At 44.4% G+C, this 18,239-nt stretch carries 14 protein-coding genes; 8 read left to right on the forward strand and 6 right to left on the reverse strand.

Features of this window, described 5'->3' with window-relative positions; genetic code table 11:
• Nucleotides 1-2: 2 nt before the first annotated feature.
• From ACXACS_RS07260 to ACXACS_RS07285, 6 genes are all read left to right on the forward strand, one after another.
• Complete coding sequence (locus ACXACS_RS07260; RefSeq protein ID WP_474809226.1) at nt 3-1,394, forward strand: FAD-dependent monooxygenase; 1,392 nt, start codon at nt 3-5, stop codon at nt 1,392-1,394.
• The gene (locus tag ACXACS_RS07265; protein WP_474805402.1) at nt 1,381-2,553 is read left to right on the forward strand and encodes an FAD-dependent monooxygenase; all 1,173 of its coding nucleotides are present in this window, start codon (nt 1,381-1,383) and stop codon (nt 2,551-2,553) included. The genes ACXACS_RS07260 and ACXACS_RS07265 overlap by 14 nt, the downstream gene beginning before the upstream one ends.
• A gap of 335 nt (nt 2,554-2,888) precedes the next feature.
• Nucleotides 2,889-4,439, forward strand: a complete 1,551-nt coding sequence (locus ACXACS_RS07270) for a M28 family metallopeptidase (protein ID WP_474809228.1) — start codon at nt 2,889-2,891, stop codon at nt 4,437-4,439.
• Between the two features lie 51 nt (nt 4,440-4,490).
• Nucleotides 4,491-5,366, forward strand: coding sequence for an EamA family transporter (locus ACXACS_RS07275; RefSeq protein ID WP_474805403.1), 876 nt, complete (start codon nt 4,491-4,493; stop codon nt 5,364-5,366).
• A gap of 81 nt (nt 5,367-5,447) precedes the next feature.
• On the forward strand, nt 5,448-6,491 hold the full coding sequence (locus tag ACXACS_RS07280) for an MBL fold metallo-hydrolase (protein WP_474805404.1): 1,044 nt from the start codon (nt 5,448-5,450) through the stop codon (nt 6,489-6,491).
• 165 nt (nt 6,492-6,656) lie between these two features.
• Nucleotides 6,657-7,589, forward strand: a complete 933-nt coding sequence (locus ACXACS_RS07285) for an exopolyphosphatase (RefSeq protein WP_474805405.1) — start codon at nt 6,657-6,659, stop codon at nt 7,587-7,589.
• A 51-nt stretch (nt 7,590-7,640) separates the two neighbouring features.
• On the opposite strand, the gene ACXACS_RS07290 is transcribed toward ACXACS_RS07285, so the two are convergent.
• The 6 genes from ACXACS_RS07290 to ACXACS_RS07315 form a co-directional block, all read right to left on the reverse strand.
• On the reverse strand, nt 7,641-8,489 hold the full coding sequence (locus ACXACS_RS07290) for a LysR family transcriptional regulator (protein WP_159117926.1): 849 nt from the start codon (nt 8,487-8,489) through the stop codon (nt 7,641-7,643).
• 93 nt (nt 8,490-8,582) lie between these two features.
• A complete protein-coding gene (locus ACXACS_RS07295; RefSeq protein ID WP_474805406.1) occupies nt 8,583-9,899 on the reverse strand; it encodes a sugar MFS transporter in 1,317 nt (438 codons plus the stop codon).
• Nucleotides 9,900-10,020: 121 nt separating this feature from the next.
• Entirely contained in the window at nt 10,021-11,148 is a 1,128-nt protein-coding gene (nagA, locus tag ACXACS_RS07300) for an N-acetylglucosamine-6-phosphate deacetylase (RefSeq protein ID WP_474805407.1), read from the reverse strand.
• A 2-nt stretch (nt 11,149-11,150) separates the two neighbouring features.
• Nucleotides 11,151-12,152, reverse strand: coding sequence for a glucosamine-6-phosphate deaminase NagB-II (nagB-II, locus tag ACXACS_RS07305; protein ID WP_474805408.1), 1,002 nt, complete (start codon nt 12,150-12,152; stop codon nt 11,151-11,153).
• Nucleotide 12,153: 1 nt separating this feature from the next.
• Complete coding sequence (locus ACXACS_RS07310) at nt 12,154-13,032, reverse strand: glucosamine kinase nucleotide-binding domain-containing protein (protein ID WP_474805409.1); 879 nt, start codon at nt 13,030-13,032, stop codon at nt 12,154-12,156.
• Between the two features lie 10 nt (nt 13,033-13,042).
• Entirely contained in the window at nt 13,043-14,128 is a 1,086-nt protein-coding gene (locus tag ACXACS_RS07315) for an acyltransferase family protein (RefSeq protein WP_474805410.1), read from the reverse strand.
• Between the two features lie 201 nt (nt 14,129-14,329).
• On the opposite strand from ACXACS_RS07315, the gene ACXACS_RS07320 reads away from it, so the two are divergent.
• Nucleotides 14,330-15,364 carry a LacI family DNA-binding transcriptional regulator gene (locus tag ACXACS_RS07320; RefSeq protein WP_474805411.1) on the forward strand — a complete coding sequence of 345 codons (1,035 nt, stop codon included), beginning with the start codon at nt 14,330-14,332 and terminating at the stop codon, nt 15,362-15,364.
• Nucleotides 15,365-15,569: 205 nt separating this feature from the next.
• Nucleotides 15,570-18,215, forward strand: coding sequence for a TonB-dependent receptor (locus ACXACS_RS07325; protein WP_474805412.1), 2,646 nt, complete (start codon nt 15,570-15,572; stop codon nt 18,213-18,215).
• Nucleotides 18,216-18,239: the final 24 nt, after the last annotated feature.

Genomic DNA, 18,239 nt, shown 5'->3' on the forward strand with positions numbered 1-18,239 from the left:
ATATAGTGGAATCGGCAGCGGTTGATGTAGTTATTATCGGTGGTGGGATTGTAGGAACCGTGCTTGCTAAAGCACTTTGCGAAGACATTGCTATTGAAACGCCCGAAGGTAAAAAAAGCGGATTGAATGTTGCGCTTATTGACGCTGCAGACCCAAAAGAAACCTCACCCTCCTACAATGATTTCAACCCGTTTACCGATACACGAGTTATTGCGTTAGCAAGACGTACGGTTAACGAATTAGCCGATGTTGGTTTAAGCCTTGACGACTTAGCCAAGCAGCACAACGGCGAACTACCTCCTAAAATAAAGCAGATAGAAGTGAGCGATAAGGGCCACCTTGGTCTTTTAAATCTGCATAGCCAAGATTATCACATCGACGCGTTTGGCCAGGTGGTAAGTTTAAGCGCGCTAACGCGCTTAGCAGCAAATGCGAGTACTGCGTATCAGCACATAGCACCAGCAAAAGTGACCGGTGTTGAGCAGCACCGTGACAATGTAGACGTGTTGCTAGATAGCGGGGAGGTGCTAACCACTAAGCTGCTAATACTTGCAGATGGCGGGCGTTCAGGTTTAGCCGAGCGTGTGGGTATTGCCAAAACAGTCAGTGATTATCACCAAACCGCCATTGTATTTAACGTGCATACGCAAATGCCTCATGAAAACAAAGCGTACGAACGCTTTACCGATTCTGGCCCTCTTGCTTTTTTACCCTTCGATAGTGAAATTGACGGCGTAAAGGCAAAGGGCAATGGTTTTTCAGTGGTATGGACGCTAGAAACCCAAGCCGCTCAAGCACTTATGGAAATGGATAAAGCGTCGTTTATTAACGCGCTTCAACAAGCCTTCGGCTATCGGCAGGGCAAAATACTAAGAGTGAGTGATACGGCTAGCTATCCCTTAGCGCTGACTAAAGCCCAACAAGTTACCAGCCACCGAACGGTAGTGGTGGGGAACGCTGCGCAGGCGCTACATCCTATAGCGGGGCAGGGGTTCAACTTGGGCTTACGCGATTTGAGTGCACTCGTTTCTGTACTGAAAAAAGAATCCGTACTAAAAAGTGCTGTATCTGAGCGTTCTAGGTCGCAAGCTTTGAAGCAAGAAAGCAATCAAGAAAGGCAAGCGGAAAGCGGTGCTGACCACTTTGATGCTGGGGCATTTAATATCGTTCAGCGCTATGCGAACGAGCGTAAGAAAGACCGAGACAACACGATTGCGCTTACCGATACCCTAGTGCGAACTTTCTCCAACCAGTATTTTCCTACCGTCATAGGCCGAAACGTTTCCTTGCTGGCACTAAGTATGATGCCGCAAGCGAAGAAAACCTTCGTAAAGCACACAACAGGTTATGGCGTAACACCACACGGAAATAGAGATAACAATGCAGCATGTTGATATAGCAATAGTGGGCGGTGGAATTGTAGGGTTAACCCTAGCCGCAGCGCTAAAAGACAGTGAACTAAATATAGCAGTTATTGATAAGTCGCCTTGTTATCAGGAGCTTGCAGGCAAGCCAACGGCGCGTGTTAGCGCAATCAATCAGGCTAATATTAAAACGCTGCAACAGTTTGATGTGTGGCCTCATTTACAGCAGGATCGCGCCAACCCGTACACCGCTATGCATGTGTGGGACAAAGACAGTTTTGGTGATATACATTTTTCGTGTGACGAAATGGGAAGCGATACACTTGGCGTGATTGTAGAAAACCAAGCTTTAGTTAATGCACTGTCTAAAGCTGTGGAATCGCAGCCTAATGTAGAGTTGATTACTGCGTGTATTGAAAGGGTGCTTGCTGGCCCTAATCAAACCATGCTGATGTTAGACAACGACGACGTGCTAAGCTGCAGGTTGCTTGTTGGCGCAGACGGCGCTAACTCTTTTGTAAGAAAGCAGGCTGGCCTGCCAATTACCTTTAAAGATTATGAGCATACGGCCATAGTCGCTAATATCAAAACCGACGAACCACACAACAATGTGGCGCGCCAAGCGTTTACGCCCACAGGGCCACTTGCGTTACTTCCAATGGCCGAACCGAATGTTTGCTCAATTGTGTGGTCGCAAACTCCAGGGCAAGCAAGCGCGCTAATGGCACTGGATGACGACGCTTTTTGTCACGCTTTAACTGCCGCAAGTAATAGTGTTCTAGGCACAATATCGCTTGAAACCGAGCGGGCCGCGTTTCCATTAACCATGCGCTATGCAAGACAATGGGCCAAAGATGGGGTAGTGCTGGTGGGCGATGCAGCGCATACTATTCACCCGCTAGCCGGACAGGGCGCTAACTTAGGAATGCAAGATGCCCTAGCGCTAGCTGAATTACTAAGCAGCCTGAGTACTACCGGTAAAGACATAGGTTTGTACAAGCACCTGCGCAGCTACGAGCGAAGCCGCAAAACAGAAGCCACAAAAATGATAGCAGCAATGGATGGCTTCAAATTCCTATTCGACGGCAACGACCCTATAAAAAAACTAGTACGCGGTATAGGACTTTCAGCTACAGACAAACTCACAACCATCAAAAATGCCTTTGTCAGCCACGCCATGGGCCTTTAAACCCAAATAATGGGGTCAGAGTACATTTCCGAACGTCAATAATGGGGTCAGAGTACATTTCTCCAGTTTTGAAGTAGGGAAAGCTAATAATGTACACTGACCCCTTTCTTGGCGTTGAGATAGTCGGCGGTAAAGGATACTCTTCGGTATCCTTTTTTTATTTCTAGCAATGGCTTATGTTTACTTTCTTGTGCAAACCTTATCGCGCCTTTTCCTTTGCATGCGCAGCGTCTCTACTTACTTCTACTTTACTTACTGGTTCGGCGAATGCTGACGTCACTAGTTCCAGCTTGACCTCGGTTGAGCCTTCGTCGGCTACAGCAAAAAACGTAGAGATGTCGCTGAGTAGCGCTTCTATCGATTTAGATGTGTATCGTCAGCACGTTAAAACATTGGCTAGTGACGAGTTCGAAGGGCGAGGACCTTTATCAAAAGGCGAGAAAAAAACCGTAGACTACTTGGTAGCAGAGTATAAGAAGTTAGGGCTGAAGCCGGCTTTTGGTGACAGCTATACACAAGCTGTGCCGCTCGCAAAAATTACGCCCAGCAACATGAGCACATTAAACATTGGCGACCTTTCTTTTGAAGGGGGAAGCGAGTTTACTGCTCGAACACAACGTATAGTAAATGAATACTCACTAACTGATAGTGACTTGATTTTCGTGGGGTACGGTATAAATGCGCCCGAGTATAACTGGAATGATTACGCTGGCCTTGATGTAAAAGGAAAAACGGTGGTAATGCTGGTAAACGACCCGGGCTTTGCATCTAAAGATCCAAATTTATTTCAAGGCAATGCGATGACCTATTATGGTCGTTGGACATACAAATACGAAGAGGCCGCTAGGCAAGGCGCAGAAGCTGTTTTCATTGTTCATGAAACCATGCCTGCGGGTTACGGCTGGGGCGTAGTCGAAAACTCAAATTCTAATACCAAATTTAGCCTAGTCGATGACAATGGTAATGCGTCACAAGTAGGCGTAATGGGGTGGCTTCATCTAAATGCCGCTAGGCAGCTTTTCGAAAAAGCAGGTTTAGATTACGGCGAGCTTAAAAGAAAAGCATCTACGCCCGGCTTTACGCCTATCCCGTTAAACACTACAGCATCGTTAAGTTTCGCTAACTCTATAGAGCATGCTGAATCGCAGAATGTTGCCGGTATTTTAGAAGGCACCTCAAAGCCAGAAGAGTGGGTAATGCTGCACGCTCATTGGGACCACCTTGGTAAAGTAGAGAAGAACGGCAAGACTACTATTTACAATGGTGCGGTAGATAATGCGTCTGGCACAGCTGGAGTGCTAACGCTGGCAGATGCGCTATCAAAGCACAAAGAAGGCTTTGCGCGTACGCTAATGTTTAGCGCGTTTACCGCAGAGGAAACGGGGCTGCTGGGTGCTGATTATTTTGCAAATAACCCCCCTGTACCTACCAAGAACATGGTGGCGTTTTTAAATATCGACGGTATGAACGTAAACGATGATGTTGATTATATCTTGCAGTATGGCGAAGGCTATTTATCTATTGAAGATGATTTAGCTACGGCAGCAGCGTTACAGGGGCGAACCGTTAAGATGGACCCGCGCCCTCAAAATGGCCTGTTCTTCCGCTCAGACCATTTCGCGCTTGCTAAACAGGGCGTGCCCTCTATTTTGTTCATGAGCTTAGGCGATACCGACCCAAGCTTTATCGCTAAACGCTATCACAAAGCAGATGATGATTATCTTCCAAGCTGGACACTAGGTGGCGTTAAACAAGACCTATCTCTTATCGGGACCATGCTTACTCATTATGCTCAAGGCGATGTATGGCCTTATTGGAAGCGCGAAAGTGACTTCAAAGCAAAGCGTCTACAGGCGTTATCTGGTAGCGAAACCACTGCCAAATAAAAAAGCTCGAAAGGCAGGTAGTAAAATAACTTTGAAGGTAAAGCAACGCTAATGAGTTGGGTTTTATTTACATTGGGCGCGGTTATCATGCAAACCGTGCGTAATGCGCTGCAAAGCAGACTGAGTGGTTCAGTTAACACCTCGGGTGTTACGCTATCTCGTTTTATCTTGGCTCCGCCAATTGCCCTTGTCTACCTGCTCATACTTTTTAATGGTACTGACAGTCAACTACCTCAATTCTCATATTCTTTCATGGTAGTAGTGCTGTTTGCATCGTTACTTCAAATAGCAGCCACTTCTTTAATGGTGATTTTGTTTAAGCAAAAGAACTTTGCTATTGGAGCAGGCTTGGCTAAAAGTGAAGCTTTAGTGGCGGGTGTGGTAGGTATGTTGTTTTTTGGTAGTTACCTAACACCTCTTGGGTGGGCTGGCATAGTCATAGGTGGAATAGCTGTATTCGTGCTTAGCAGCGGTAACCGACTCCATGGTATTAGTGTGAAAACCATGGCTATCGGTCTAGCTTGCGGTACTTGCTTTGCGCTGACATCACTTCTAGTGCGCGAAGCTAGCCACATGCTTAATATTCAGCATACAGTAGCCGCAGCATGGGTTTTATTATGGGTGCTGTGCGTTCAGACGGTAGCTTTAAGTTCATACATAGCATTAACCAAACCCTTCGTGTTTAAGCAACTAGTGAGCGCTAAGAAGCAGGTGCTAGCGATAAGTACAGTAAGCTGTTTAGGCTCTATATGCTGGTTTACAGCTATGGCGCTACAACATGTGGCGCTAGTGAAAACGCTTGGGCAACTAGAGGTTTTACTCACTTTAGTACTCTCACATTTTTGGCTAAAAAACGCAGTTACAAAACGCGAAATTACTGGGCTGCTCTTAATCGGCGCTGCCGCTATTATGGTGATGTGGGCTTGATGTTATGTAGCTTGTCTTTTTTGTTTTTTGCTTAGCTTTAAGAAGGTAAGAAACAGATATTTTTAATGGGAATAAAAAATTTTGAAACATCTATTGGGTCTTTTGATTTTCTCAGTACTAAGCGCTTGCAGCACCGTTTCAGTGGATGACAGTGAAGCGCAAAATAACACTGCCTTAGAAGCAAGAAAAAACGATGTAGAGCCTGCATTTCAACTTGTTACATTGGGCGATACTGGCGGTATTAAAGACGGTAATTTGAGCGCATTTTTACTGCGAAGTTTAGAAGAGGAGCGCTATGTTGCTCTAGACGCCGGAAGCATAGTTAATGGTATTGATATTGCGTTAAAAGAAGGGGCTTTTGACCACTTAAAAAGCAAGCCCGACGATAACTTGAGAGCCAATGGCAATGTACTGCATAATCACGTTGCTGCATACCTGATTAGCCATGGTCACCTAGATCATGTAGCCGGGTTACTCATAGCTTCACCAGATGACAACAATAAACCAATCTATGCCCTAAAGTCAGTAAACGACACCATGGGGGCGACCTATTTCAATTGGCAGGCATGGGCAAACTTTACCAATCGAGGTATAGAGCCAAAGCTGAATAAATACGATGTTATCGACTTGGCTCCGCAACATACCACTGCCATTGAAGGCACCAATTTAACGGTAACCCCTTTTAGTTTAAGTCATCCCTTAGAATCGACGGCTTTCGCTATTGAAAGTGACAACGATATGTTTGTTTATTTTGGTGATACTGGCCCGGACGATGTCGAAAAAGAAGGCAAGCTGGGCGTAATATGGCGCTATCTTGCACAGCAAATGCGAAACAAAACGCTAAGAGGCATGGTTATTGAAGTGTCGTTTGATAACAGTCGCCCTGACAATTTGTTGTTCGGACACCTTACACCTAAGTGGTTGATGCAAGAACTTACTCGCTTCTACGAACTAGTTGAAGATAAAAGTCAGGTTCCAGTCATAAATATTGTGATAAGCCACATCAAGTACAGTTTAAAAGCAGGAGAAAACCCGCGTTCTGTCATATCAAAAGAGCTAGAGCAGGCTAATAAACTAGGCTTTAATTTTATATTAGCCACACAAGGCCAATCGCTTATCTTCTAATAGCCTTTTGGAATAGTGAAGTAAGTAAACATTTGAGGAATCAGGCCTTTAGTTATACTTTCGTCGCGTTTTACGACTTTGTAATCAAAATCTATATAGGTAATCTCTCAAAATTTTTACTAGCTGTTACACTTACTTGATAATCGTTAATAAAGGAAACACGTGATGTCAGAACGAAAGTTTAGATTAGTTACCCGAAGTGATTTTGACGGGCTAGTATGTGCAGTATTACTGAAAGACTTAGACATAATTGATGATATTTTGTTTGTGCACCCTAAAGACATGCAAGACGGCAAAATAGACATCACCGAGAACGACATTACCACCAACTTACCTTACGTTGCAGGCTGCTATCTAGCCTTTGACCATCACCTTAGCGAAACCGTACGAAACGACAGCGATATCGAAAATCATATTATCGATCCAGAAGCGCCGTCTGCTGCCCGTGTTGTTTACGACTATTACGGAGGTGCAGATAAATTTCCTAATATCTCAGTAGATATGATGGACGCGGTAGATAAAGGTGATTCTGCGCAGTTTTCAAAAGAAGAAATTTTAGAGCCTACCGACTGGGTGCTTATGAATTTCATTATGGACGCGCGTACTGGGCTTGGCCGTTTCAGAGATTTTAAGATCTCTAACTACCAGCTAATGATGAAGCTAATAGATGCATGCAAAGACCACAGTATTGAAGAAATACTGCAAATGGAAGATGTTGCTGAGCGCGTAAGTTTGTATCACGAGCACAACGAAATGGCGAAGGCACAAATTGCTAAGTGCTCCACCGTACACGACAACCTCGTTGTGCTCGACTTAACAGATCAAGAAACCATTTACGCTACAAACCGTTTTGTTATTTACGCAATGTACCCCGACTGCAATATCTCTATTCACAAAATGTGGGGGCTTAAAAAGCAGAACGTGGTGTTCGCGATTGGTAAGTCTATTACTAACCGCAGTTCAAAAACAAATGTTGGTGAGTTATGTTTGAAGTACGGTGGCGGCGGTCATATGAACGCAGGCACGTGCCAAGTTGAAACCAGCAAAGCAGAGACTGTGCTTGCTGAGATTATCGACACCATCACAAGCGACGGCTAACGCAAATTAGCACACGGAAGAAGGGGCAGAAAAAGTACTCTGACCCCTTTTTTACTGGGTTAGGCGCACTTTAAAGAATTCGGCGAGTGTTTTGCTTATAACTGGGTGTTGTGTGTCTTGGTTAAATAGGCAAATGTTGACCTTGCCTAACTTAGGCAGGTGCGGGTGGTTCAGTACGGCTAAGTTAGCCGGTAGGCTCGATTTTGCTAATGCAGTCACGCCAAGGCCTTGCTGAATGGCGGCAACCAATCCGCCTAAATCTGCATTGGTGTAGCTGATTTTCCAAGCAAACGTTTGCTGCTTTAGCTGTTCGATTACTCGGCTTCTATACATGCAGCCATCTGGCGCTAGCACTAGTGGAATGTTATTCCCCACTAACGGGTGAGACGTATCACCAACCCACACCACGTCATCTTCTAAAACAACTTCGCCCTCAGTTTCTTCATCTGGATTAACAAGTGCCAGAATTAAATCGAAGTGATCTCGTTGAGACGGATGAAGCAGATCGCGACTTAGCGCAGACGTTACCTCTAACGATACATCAGGGTAGCGCTTTGAAAACTCACCAATTAGGCCAGGCAGTAGCGTAGAGGCAAACTCGTTGGGGATGCCTAAACGTAACCTGCCGCTAAGTGGTGCAGGAGTGAGGCTTCTAAAAATGTTGTCGTTAAGTTCTAACAGTTCTTTCGCTTTTGGGTACAACCAGTTTCCATCGGCGCTAGGTACATGGCGCTGACCCACTTTAGTAAATAGCTTTCGGTCTAGCTGCGATTCAAGCTTTTTGATTTGCAAACTAATAGCAGGCTGAGAACGACCTAAAAAGTCGCCCGCCTTTGCATAGCCACCAAGTTCAATAACGCTAACAAAGGTGCGTAAAGTATCTAGAGAAAGCTGCTTCATTGTTAAAGATGGGTTCCGATATCACCGTTATTAAACACATCAATCAAGAATACCACTTATGCGTATGTTAAACCCACCAAGTCGTCGCCTAAATTACCATTCTCTTAGACGCCACCCTTTCAGCGCATAGAAAAGAATAAAGGCATAGCAAGGTATCGTTGTCCAATAAGCATTTAAAACGCCGAAGTGGTCAGCCGCAAATCCGAATAGTAACGGAATAATTGCTCCTCCAGCTATACCCATTATCAAGAGTGCAGAACCGCGAGCAGTGAATTTACCTAGCCCCTCTAATGCTAGAGGCCAAACTGCAGGCCAAACAATGGCGTTAGCAAGTCCCAAAAGTGCAATAAGAGTAATAGGATCAGGAAGCGTTGCAATACCTGTCCAACCCCACAGAAAACCTGCAAAGACGTGGCTTTCAGCGTTAGTGAACGGTATACCGATTGACAAAACAATACCTAAAACTGAAGAGAGAGTAAGTAATTGGTGCTGAGTGCAAATTCGGGGCACAAGCGCTAAACCAAGGCTGTACCCAATGACCATAAAAAACATGGTGTATGACGTGAGCCCTAGTGCTCCCGGAACGCCAAGTTGCGAGCCCGCTAGACCAATGGTATCTCCGGCAACAACTTCTACGCCTACATAACAAAAAAGTGCAATTACACCTAATACTAGCTGAGGGAATTGTAATACTGAGCCTTTACCTTTTCCGTATTCAGCGAGTTTTTTATCCTCAACATCAAGGTCCAATTCAGGCAAGCCAGAAAAGCTTAGCGCAACAGCAAGTAATACTAACGCTGCGGCCATACCTAAGTAGGGCAATACAAGGCTTTGTGCTAATTGCTGTATTTGTGCATTACGCTCAGCTTCTGGCAATGCAGCGATACTTTGTTCGGTGATACCTGATAAGTCACCGAGTACAAGAGCAATAAACACCATTGGTGCGAGCCAGCCAGCTCCTTTATTTAACAAACCCATAATGGATATTCTTGCTGCCGCACTTTCTGACGGCCCAATTTTTACTAAATATGGGTTTGATGCGGTTTGTAAAATAGTTAAACCGGAACCGACGATGAACTGAGCTGTAATAAATAATATGAATGTTTGCGTTTTAGCGGCAGGAACAAATAAACAGCACCCTGCAGCAATTAATAAAAGCCCGAAAGTCATGGCGTTTTTATAGCCCAATTTATTGAGCACGAATGACATAGGAAGTGCCATAACAACATATGCGATATAAAAACTAAACGCGATTAGCAGTGCTTCTGTTCCGTTCAAATTGCAAACAATTTGCAAGAAGGGGATGAGTGCTCCATTTAACCATGTGATAAAACCAAAAACGAAAAACAATGTGCCGATTATTGCCATGGGGAGTATCGTCGACGGGGGGGATTTAACTGCAGTTTGCATCACGTTTCCTTCTTATAATGTTTTTATTTCACTGTATTGCTTACTTAATATTTTAATTTTTTGTGAGTACGTATTATCTGTTGTTCAAAAGAATACCGGGCTATGCATATTAGCTGCATACCTACCGGACGACTTCGCCATTGCGCCAACAGCGTGTCACCCTTAAGTCTTTATTTAGCGTTATGAAGTTAGCGAAAGAACCTGTGCGTAACGTTCCAATGTTCGCGTCGCTTTTTATAAATGAAGCAGGGGTAGACGTTGCCATTTTCAGTGTTGCTTGCAGATCAATGCTTAGGTCGAAATGCGTATGCTGGATAGCTTTCTCCATCGTTAATAGCGAACCCGCTAACGTACCGTCATCAAGACGTAACGTATCATTTTTACGTATGACTTTTACGCCTTGGTAGACGAAGTGGTCGACGTCACTCGCGGCCGGCGCCATAGCGTCAGTTACCAACATTAAGCGTTCATCACCTTTGAGCTTTATTGCTAATGACGCTGACACAGGATGAACGTGATGATGGTCAACGATTAGTCCGCAATAGACATCATCTGTGTAAAGTGAGGCCCCAACCACACCAGGCTCTCTGCTGGTAAACGGTGACATGGCATTGAAAAGATGTGTAGCACCGGTAGCCCCCGCATCAAAAGCGGCAAAGCAATCGTTGGAGGTGGCGTTAGTGTGGCCTATGGACACAATTACGCCTGCATTGGTTAGGGTCTCAATATCTGAGGGCGAGACCGCTTCTGGTGCTAGCGTGACAATTACTTTACCAAGATCATTTCGAGTAAATAAGGCCAACTCTTTGTCGCTCAGTGATCGGATGTGCTTTGAACTATGCATGCCCTTTTTGGTTGTGCTGAGGTGAGGCCCTTCAAAGTGGACACCTGGGATAGCGCCTGGATCCCATTTGTGACCTAACGCTATAGCGTCAGCGCCTTTATTCATAACGTCGATGTCGTCAGTGATAATGGTTGGCATTAAGCTGCCCGTACCCACTTTTAAAAAGGCCTCTGCCATTTGCTGAAGCGTAGATACTGTAGGCGATTCGTTAAACTGAACGCCGCCTCCACCGTTTACCTGAACATCTACCATGGCGGGTATGACTAGCTCATGGATGACCTCAGCATTGCTATCATCCACGCTGCCTGCGCAGAAAGCGGACACTCGGTTGTTAATCACTTCAAAGCGCACGTTCGAATGAAATGAAAAGCCGTCAAAAAGGAGTTTGGCAAAATAAGATTTCATTGCTAGAGGGTTTCCGTTACTTTTTTAAGTCCGATAGGGCTGTCTGGATCCATATCCATCTCGCGCGCAGCTTTTTCAATATCTAAGTAAAAACGTTGCATAACAATGAGCGCCGATGTGAGAGGATGCACATCCAATGGTACCTCAAATAAAGGGAAAACTTGTGCTCCTCTGCGGATCACTTCTTCAATTTGTGACTTATGTACAGCACTTGAAGCGTCAGGAATATGGGCATCGATAATAGCTGTTTTGCGGTTTAGAAGGGATATGGGCCCGTGAAGAAATTCCGCGCTACTGAAAGCCTCAGCCTGTATTCCACAGACTTCTTTCATTTTAAGCGCTATTTCTCTGGATATGGCGTAACCGAAAGCGCGGCCTAGTACAACGCATCGTTCAAGCGGAGCTAAGTGCTCTGCGGTAAGTACAAAGGGGGAAGTTATTACCGACTCTAATTGTGTAGGTAGGGCAAGTAAAGCTTCGTGAAGATCGTTGCGTTTAGTGAAATTTGCAACAATGCTTAATAACGCATACAAGGTCGCCAGATAGCTTTTGGTGGCGGCAACGGCAATTTCTGGCCCGGCACAAAGTGGTATAAATATGTCTACAATATCTTTAACTGGTGATGACTCGTCATTTACCAGCGCAACACAAAGCGCACCTTTTTCCTTTGCCATTTTGGCTTGTGCAAGTATATCTGGGCTTCTGCCCGATTGAGAAATGATAAAAACCAGTGCTCTATTTAATCGAAGGGACTTGCCGAAAACGCTGTTTACCGATGGCGCGGCAGAAGCAACGGGCAGCCCCATTTCAGTTTCAATCAGGTATTTTCCAAACACGCCGGCATGGTCTGAGGTGCCGCGACCAATAATATACACAAATTCTGGATCGTGCTTTTCTATCTCTTCAGATAGTTTGTTATATATATGGCTATTGTTGTTTAGTTGTCGTTTCAGCACTTGCGGCGTTTCTGTTGCTTCAGACGCCATTTTGGTCACATAAGCCATATTAACACTCCTTTACCAGGTCTTTTATCAATGAAATTGCACCAAATTCAGGTGAACACTTCGCGGATTGTAAACGTTGCTGAATATTGTCAGGTAGCCACTCAACCCATTGCGAAGATAAGCCACCAATCATTGAAATGCGTTTAGCACCGAGCTCCTCTAGTTGAGAAATGACACCTAAAAGGTACTGTTTTCCTTCGTTCACAATATTAAGAGCGGCGGGGTCAGTGCCGTTAGCACATTTCACAACAATTGGCGCAAACTTACCGAAATCACTCGATTTGAAGTGCAGCGACTTACCGACTATCGCTTGAGGGTCGTCTGTACCAAGAGCTTCGCACATATCAGTAACGAGCCGAGAGGAAGGTACCAAGGAATCGAGTGCTTCAAGGGTGTATTGCAAGGCCTGCAGGCCAAGCCATGCGCCTCCCGCTTTGTCGCCTAAAGGGAAACCGTGGCCACCGATACTTGTTAAGTTTCCACTCAAGCTTGCAAGTGCTGAACTACCGGTTCCAGTTATTATAATTGCGCCGTCTTGACCTGCATGAGCGCCTAAACAAGCAATGTGTAGATCGGTGGTTACGTGTGTACGTTTAAATGGAAATATCCAACTCTGTGCAATTTCTCGATAACGCGTAACGTTTACACCTGCAAGACCTAGACAAACATTAAGATCGCTTATTTTTGTCGCTGACATTGAGGCTGCCTCTAATGCCAGTGTCGTAGCTTCGATAATTGATGCGAACGCGGTGTCGGCTGATTGAGCAGGGTTGCATGGACCTGACAATCCTTCGCCAAGCAATTCGCCTTGTTCGTTTTCAAGTCGCGCTTTGCATTTAGTGCCACCGCCATCAACGCCTACAAAGTAATTCTGAGTCACAGATTCCACCTTAAATCTTTACGAAAATTTGTTTGCGATAGAGGACATATACAGGAATAAAACAAACGCTGAGAAACAGAATGACCCACAACGTTGCACTTATAAAATCACTTGCTCCCATATCAGACATAAATGTGGTGTAGCTGTTGTGAACGGATACACCGGCGATTTCCCAATCAAGTAGCTTCTCTATGATTACGTGCAGGATATATGCGGTGATTGCGTTAGCCCCAAAGATGGTGGCTATTTTAGTACCGTTTCTGAAGCCTTTAATATCGGTGTACCACATCATACAGGCCAATATCATGGCGCCTATGCCGCCGGTGGCTAATACAAATGAGCTGGTCCACGCCTGTTTGATGAAAGGAAAACCTAGGCTCCAAATACATCCTAGAGAAAAAGTAACAAAGCCGAATACAAATAAATTCATCACCGTGGTAGGTAAGTCGTCTTTGCCTTTAACTATAATCTGGCCAATGAGCATACCCATAATACCGGTAACAATGGCAGGAAAAGTACTGAGCAGACCTTCGGGATCCCAAGTACCACGCCACAGCATACCCGGTACAAATTGATCGAACCAGTTTATAATGTTTTCTCCACGAGCAAGATGCCCGCTAGGGAGGCCCGGGGCAGGAACTAATAGAATAAATACCCAGTACAGAAGCAAGATACCAATGCCCACTTTAACCACGCTCTTTGGTTTGCAGTAAATTGCAAGATAACAGCAGGCAATATAAACAATGCCAATTCGCTGTAAGACGCCTAGTAACCTTATTTGTTCGAAGTGGGTATAGAACAAATTAACAACGAGCCCGAGCCCAATGAGCGTAAAGCCTCTTCTCCACACTTTTTTCAAAATACTGGTCAATTGTGGTGAAGATGAATCAATATTCTTGAACCCCAAACTAATTGCTACACCCACAATGAGAATGAAAAAAGGAAACACTAAATCGGCAAAGTTGATGCCTATCCAATGTGCGTGCGCGAGTTCTCCATAAGTATTCGGACTGTTTACTACAATCATTGCGATTATGGTGAGCCCTCGAAATACATCGAGAGACAGAAGTCGTGAAGATGTCGTGTTTGTTGTCATGTTTCTTGCTTTTTTTATATTCAGTTGTTTAACCCTAACCCTTTTCTTTAACTTATGTCAACGTTGTCATTGTTGTTTTTTTGAACCTTGATGAAATTGTATTAGTTATTCATTGGTTTACGAAGACCAAGAAATTTGCTTAAACAGGGGGTTCACTTTATTCTCTCTAACACTCAATACCTTTCACCGAAAAAGAGTTTCATGAAAAAGCCAACTATTAAGGATGTCGCGAAATTAGCGGGAGTATCGTTTAAAACGGTTTCGCGAGTGGTTAACCAAGAACCAAATGTTAGTGAGTCGGTAAAGGAAAAAGTGCTTGAGTCAATAAAGCAGTTGAACTATCAGCCTAACCACACAGCAAGGGTAATGCGTAAAGCACCGTTCTCTCTTGCGTTTGTTTATGACAATCCCAACAGCCATTATGTGATTGAAATGCAAAATGGAATTATTTCTGAATGCAGAAAAAAAGGGTTTGAATTAGTTATTCATCCCACCGATTCTCATTCTGATGAGGTAGGCAATGAGCTTGCGGCTATGATTGGTTCAAATCAGATTGGCGGAATTATTCTCACCCCGCCATTGTCCGAAAATAAAGAGCTTGTTACATTTTTACTCAGTAGAGATGCTAAAGTAGTTAGGATCTTATCTGGCGAGCAACCCCCTGATAATCTAGCCCCGGTGTTGCATGTAGACGACGTGGATGCGGGATTTAAAATAACGCAGTATTTGCTGGATTTAGGCCACAGAGATATTGCTTTTCTTGGTTTTCATGCATCGCATGAGTCTAGTTTAGGGAGAGTAAGAGGTTTTAAAAAGGCACATGAAGCAGCAAAATTACCTTTTGATAAAAATTTTATCATTGATGGAGAGTTTACATTCGAATCCGGCATGGATATGACTAAACAAGTACTTGCCATGCCCAAACGACCTTCCGCCATTTTTGCATGTAACGACGAAATTGCAGCGGGAGCTGTATTTATGGCGCGTCTTAACAATCTTAAAGTTCCAGAAGACATCTCGATTGTTGGTTTCGAAAACAGTCCCTTCGCCATGCAAACGTGGCCTCATCTTACTACGATTGACCAGCCTAACTTTGATATTGCAGCAACAGCTGCAGCAATGGTTATTGAAATGATGAAATCCAATGATATTCATGCTGTTGATTCAAAAGGGTTTTCTCTTGATGTGGTTGTAAGAGACTCGGCTTCTAATTATTCGCTTGAAAGCGTAGTTTAGCGTTTTCGTCTTACTGAAAGTTCATATTTTGGTCTACCCAATATCGTAGTAATAATTCCTTATTTTTTGTTGACAACGTTGACATTGGTTGGTAGCGTCAATGGCAGGTGATGAAAAAATCATCGTTAATAATAAGAAATAAAATTAATCAGCTGGTTGCCTAAAGCTGAACAACAACCACTACAAAGAAGATGGGAACCACATCATGAATAACGCTCGTCCAAAGAAAACGTTACTCGCCAGTGCTATCGTAGGCATTCTTAGCTCGCCTGCACTGGTTTTTGCTCAAGCTGCCCCAGGCGTAAGTGACAGTGAAGTTGAACGTATTGACGTTACTTATCGTTCTAGTTTGGTCCAAGCTGCGGCACTAAAACGCGATGAAACGAAAGTTGCAGACATTATTACATCAGAAGATATCGGAAAGTTTCCTACAGAGAACATTGCTGAAGCAATCCAGCGAATCCCTGGCGTACAGATATCAAATATTAACGGTAGAGGTTCTACAATCAGTGTTCGCGGTTTAGGCTCGCAATATGCCAGAACTACCGTGAATGGCCAAACTATGGCGAGTGCGGATTTTACTGGTGGCTTTCGTTACGACATTATACAGTCTGAGCTAGCTTCAAGTATTTCAGTAATTAAATCTCCCAGTGCAGACATGGATACTGGTGGTTTGTCAGGTACTATTAATATCGATACTACGAAGCCACTTTCCTACAGTGAGCGTAAAGTTGTAGCTTCCGTTAAGGGGCAATATTCGGAATTCTCACCCACAGATGATGTGACCCCCAAAGGTAATATCACCTATATCGACCAATTTGCTGATGACACAGTAGGATTATTTTTAAACGCAGGTTATCAGGAACTTGACGACAGGGTAGATAACTTCTGGATGGGTAGGTGGTTCAGCGACGATGAAGGCAATGATATTCCTCGACGTCCGCGTTACCGCCGTATTGACCGCGAAACCAAACGCTATTTGATGAACGGCGCAGTACAGTGGCGTCCTAGCGATAATTTCGAAACAACGTTTACCGCAATTTATGCTGATGACGATACGGTACAAGATTTGAACCAGCAGGTTTTCTTGTTCGATCGCGACGATATCACGCTACTTGGTGAGCCGGTAAATGGCGTTTATAACCAAGTGCGTATTGACGACTTTACTCTTGAAAATAATCGCCAAGCTGAGGACAAACAGGCTACCAGTAAAGCGTTTACGCTTGAGTCAAAGTACGAGACAGAAAACTGGACTTTAGTCGGTGTAGCTCATTACACGAAAGGCGAGGCTGTGCATGCAGAAGAAGCGGTAATCTTAGCGACTACGGTATCTGCAAACATGGATATTTCAGATCGCAATAACGTTATCTTCAACGTGGATGAAGATCTAACCGACCCGTCTTTATACCCTGCTGACATGCCAAGGAACGAGTACCCAAACGGAGCAACTCGATACATGGACTCTTCTGAAAGTGCACTTCAATTTGACGCAATTCGCGTGCTTGAAGGCGACTTCTTCACTGGTTTTGCTTTTGGAGGAAAATTCCGTAAAGAAGAATTCAATAGAGACGTTTTTCGTACGGATAGATTCGCCATTGGTGAAGCTGACCCAAGTGACCTTCCGTTAATGAGTGACTTTAACTATATGGTAACTGACTTCTTGGACAACCAAATGTCCATAGAGCATGGCTGGATCGCGCCAGATATTCAAGCTTACCGAGATGCGCTTGTGGCTGAAGGGGTAACAGTTCCAACTTTATTCGCTGCTCAATCTTCATATTCAATAGAGCGAGATATTCTATCGGTTTACGGAAAAGTTGATTTCGAAAGTTACATCGGTGAAATGACGTTGAGAGGAAATATTGGTGGTCGTTATGAAACTACCGACAGGACGATCAATACCTATCTGACCGGTGAAGATAACCCGATTAACTCTGAAATCAGTTTAGTGATTGGCGAAACGGCATTTGACTACGATTACAACAATTTTTTACCGAGCGTAAACCTTGTGCTTGAATTGACAGACGAAGTACAAGCGCGATTTGCTGCTGCCAAGGTGCTAGTCCGTCCATTACTGACATCGCGCACACAAATTGCTGCCTCTGAAACGTCGGTAAATAATTCTTTCGGTACGCGTACTTACACTGTAGATCTTGGCCAGCCTAACATGAAAGCGCTGACTGCCGATCAAGCCGACTTAGGGCTTGAGTGGTACTACGGCGAGGGTAATAGCTTAGCACTTACCCTTTTCTGGAAAGAAATTAAGAATGGTTCGGTTTCTGAGTTTGTTTGCCCTGATAGCTACAATGACGTTGCGCTAAGTGGAACGCCGGAAGATTGTGTGGACACAGAAGGTAACATCTATGAAATCACCAGCACCTATAACGATGATAGTGGTACGACTATCAAAGGGTATGAACTAGGTTGGAACCAGAGCCTTGATGCACTGCTACCTATCGATGGTTTCGGTTTCTCAGCAAACTATACTTTCATCGATGCAGAAGATAGCGAAGACTTCGTGCTAACTAATTCGTCAGAAGAGACTTGGAATTTCATCGGATACTGGGAAAACGACACCTTTAGTGCAAGGGTCGCAGTGAACAACCGTAGCCCTTACGTTCAAGATAACACTGATGCATTCTTTGCGCGCGAGGGAAGGGTAGTCGACGGTAGAAATCAGGTTGATATTCTATTGAGCTATAACGTTACTGAAGCACTTAACCTTCGTTTTGGAGCCCTGAATATCAACGGTAACAACGAAGAAGCCTATTTCACAGAAGAGAAGCCGGTGTGGCAAACGACAAGTATTATAGGCACTAGCTATTATCTGAGTGCGGTTTACTCATTTTAAGACAATTATGCTGCGGGCAACCGC

This window comes from Alteromonas sp. AWM4_230 (assembly GCF_056158305.1).

Bases quoted from the DNA above. Each gene is read 5' to 3' on its own strand.
- ACXACS_RS07275 (WP_474805403.1), top strand. From the start codon at position 4,491: ATGAGTTGGGTTTTATTTACATTGGGCGCGGTTATCATGCAAACCGTG.
- nagA (WP_474805407.1), bottom strand. From the start codon at position 11,148: ATGAAATCTTATTTTGCCAAACTCCTTTTTGACGGCTTTTCATTTCAT.
- ACXACS_RS07265 (WP_474805402.1), top strand. From the start codon at position 1,381: ATGCAGCATGTTGATATAGCAATAGTGGGCGGTGGAATTGTAGGGTTA.
- ACXACS_RS07285 (WP_474805405.1), top strand. From the start codon at position 6,657: ATGTCAGAACGAAAGTTTAGATTAGTTACCCGAAGTGATTTTGACGGG.
- ACXACS_RS07290 (WP_159117926.1), bottom strand. From the start codon at position 8,489: ATGAAGCAGCTTTCTCTAGATACTTTACGCACCTTTGTTAGCGTTATT.
- nagB-II (WP_474805408.1), bottom strand. From the start codon at position 12,152: ATGGCTTATGTGACCAAAATGGCGTCTGAAGCAACAGAAACGCCGCAA.
- ACXACS_RS07320 (WP_474805411.1), top strand. From the start codon at position 14,330: ATGAAAAAGCCAACTATTAAGGATGTCGCGAAATTAGCGGGAGTATCG.
- ACXACS_RS07315 (WP_474805410.1), bottom strand. From the start codon at position 14,128: ATGACAACAAACACGACATCTTCACGACTTCTGTCTCTCGATGTATTT.
- ACXACS_RS07325 (WP_474805412.1), top strand. From the start codon at position 15,570: ATGAATAACGCTCGTCCAAAGAAAACGTTACTCGCCAGTGCTATCGTA.
- ACXACS_RS07295 (WP_474805406.1), bottom strand. From the start codon at position 9,899: ATGCAAACTGCAGTTAAATCCCCCCCGTCGACGATACTCCCCATGGCA.
- ACXACS_RS07270 (WP_474809228.1), top strand. From the start codon at position 2,889: ATGTCGCTGAGTAGCGCTTCTATCGATTTAGATGTGTATCGTCAGCAC.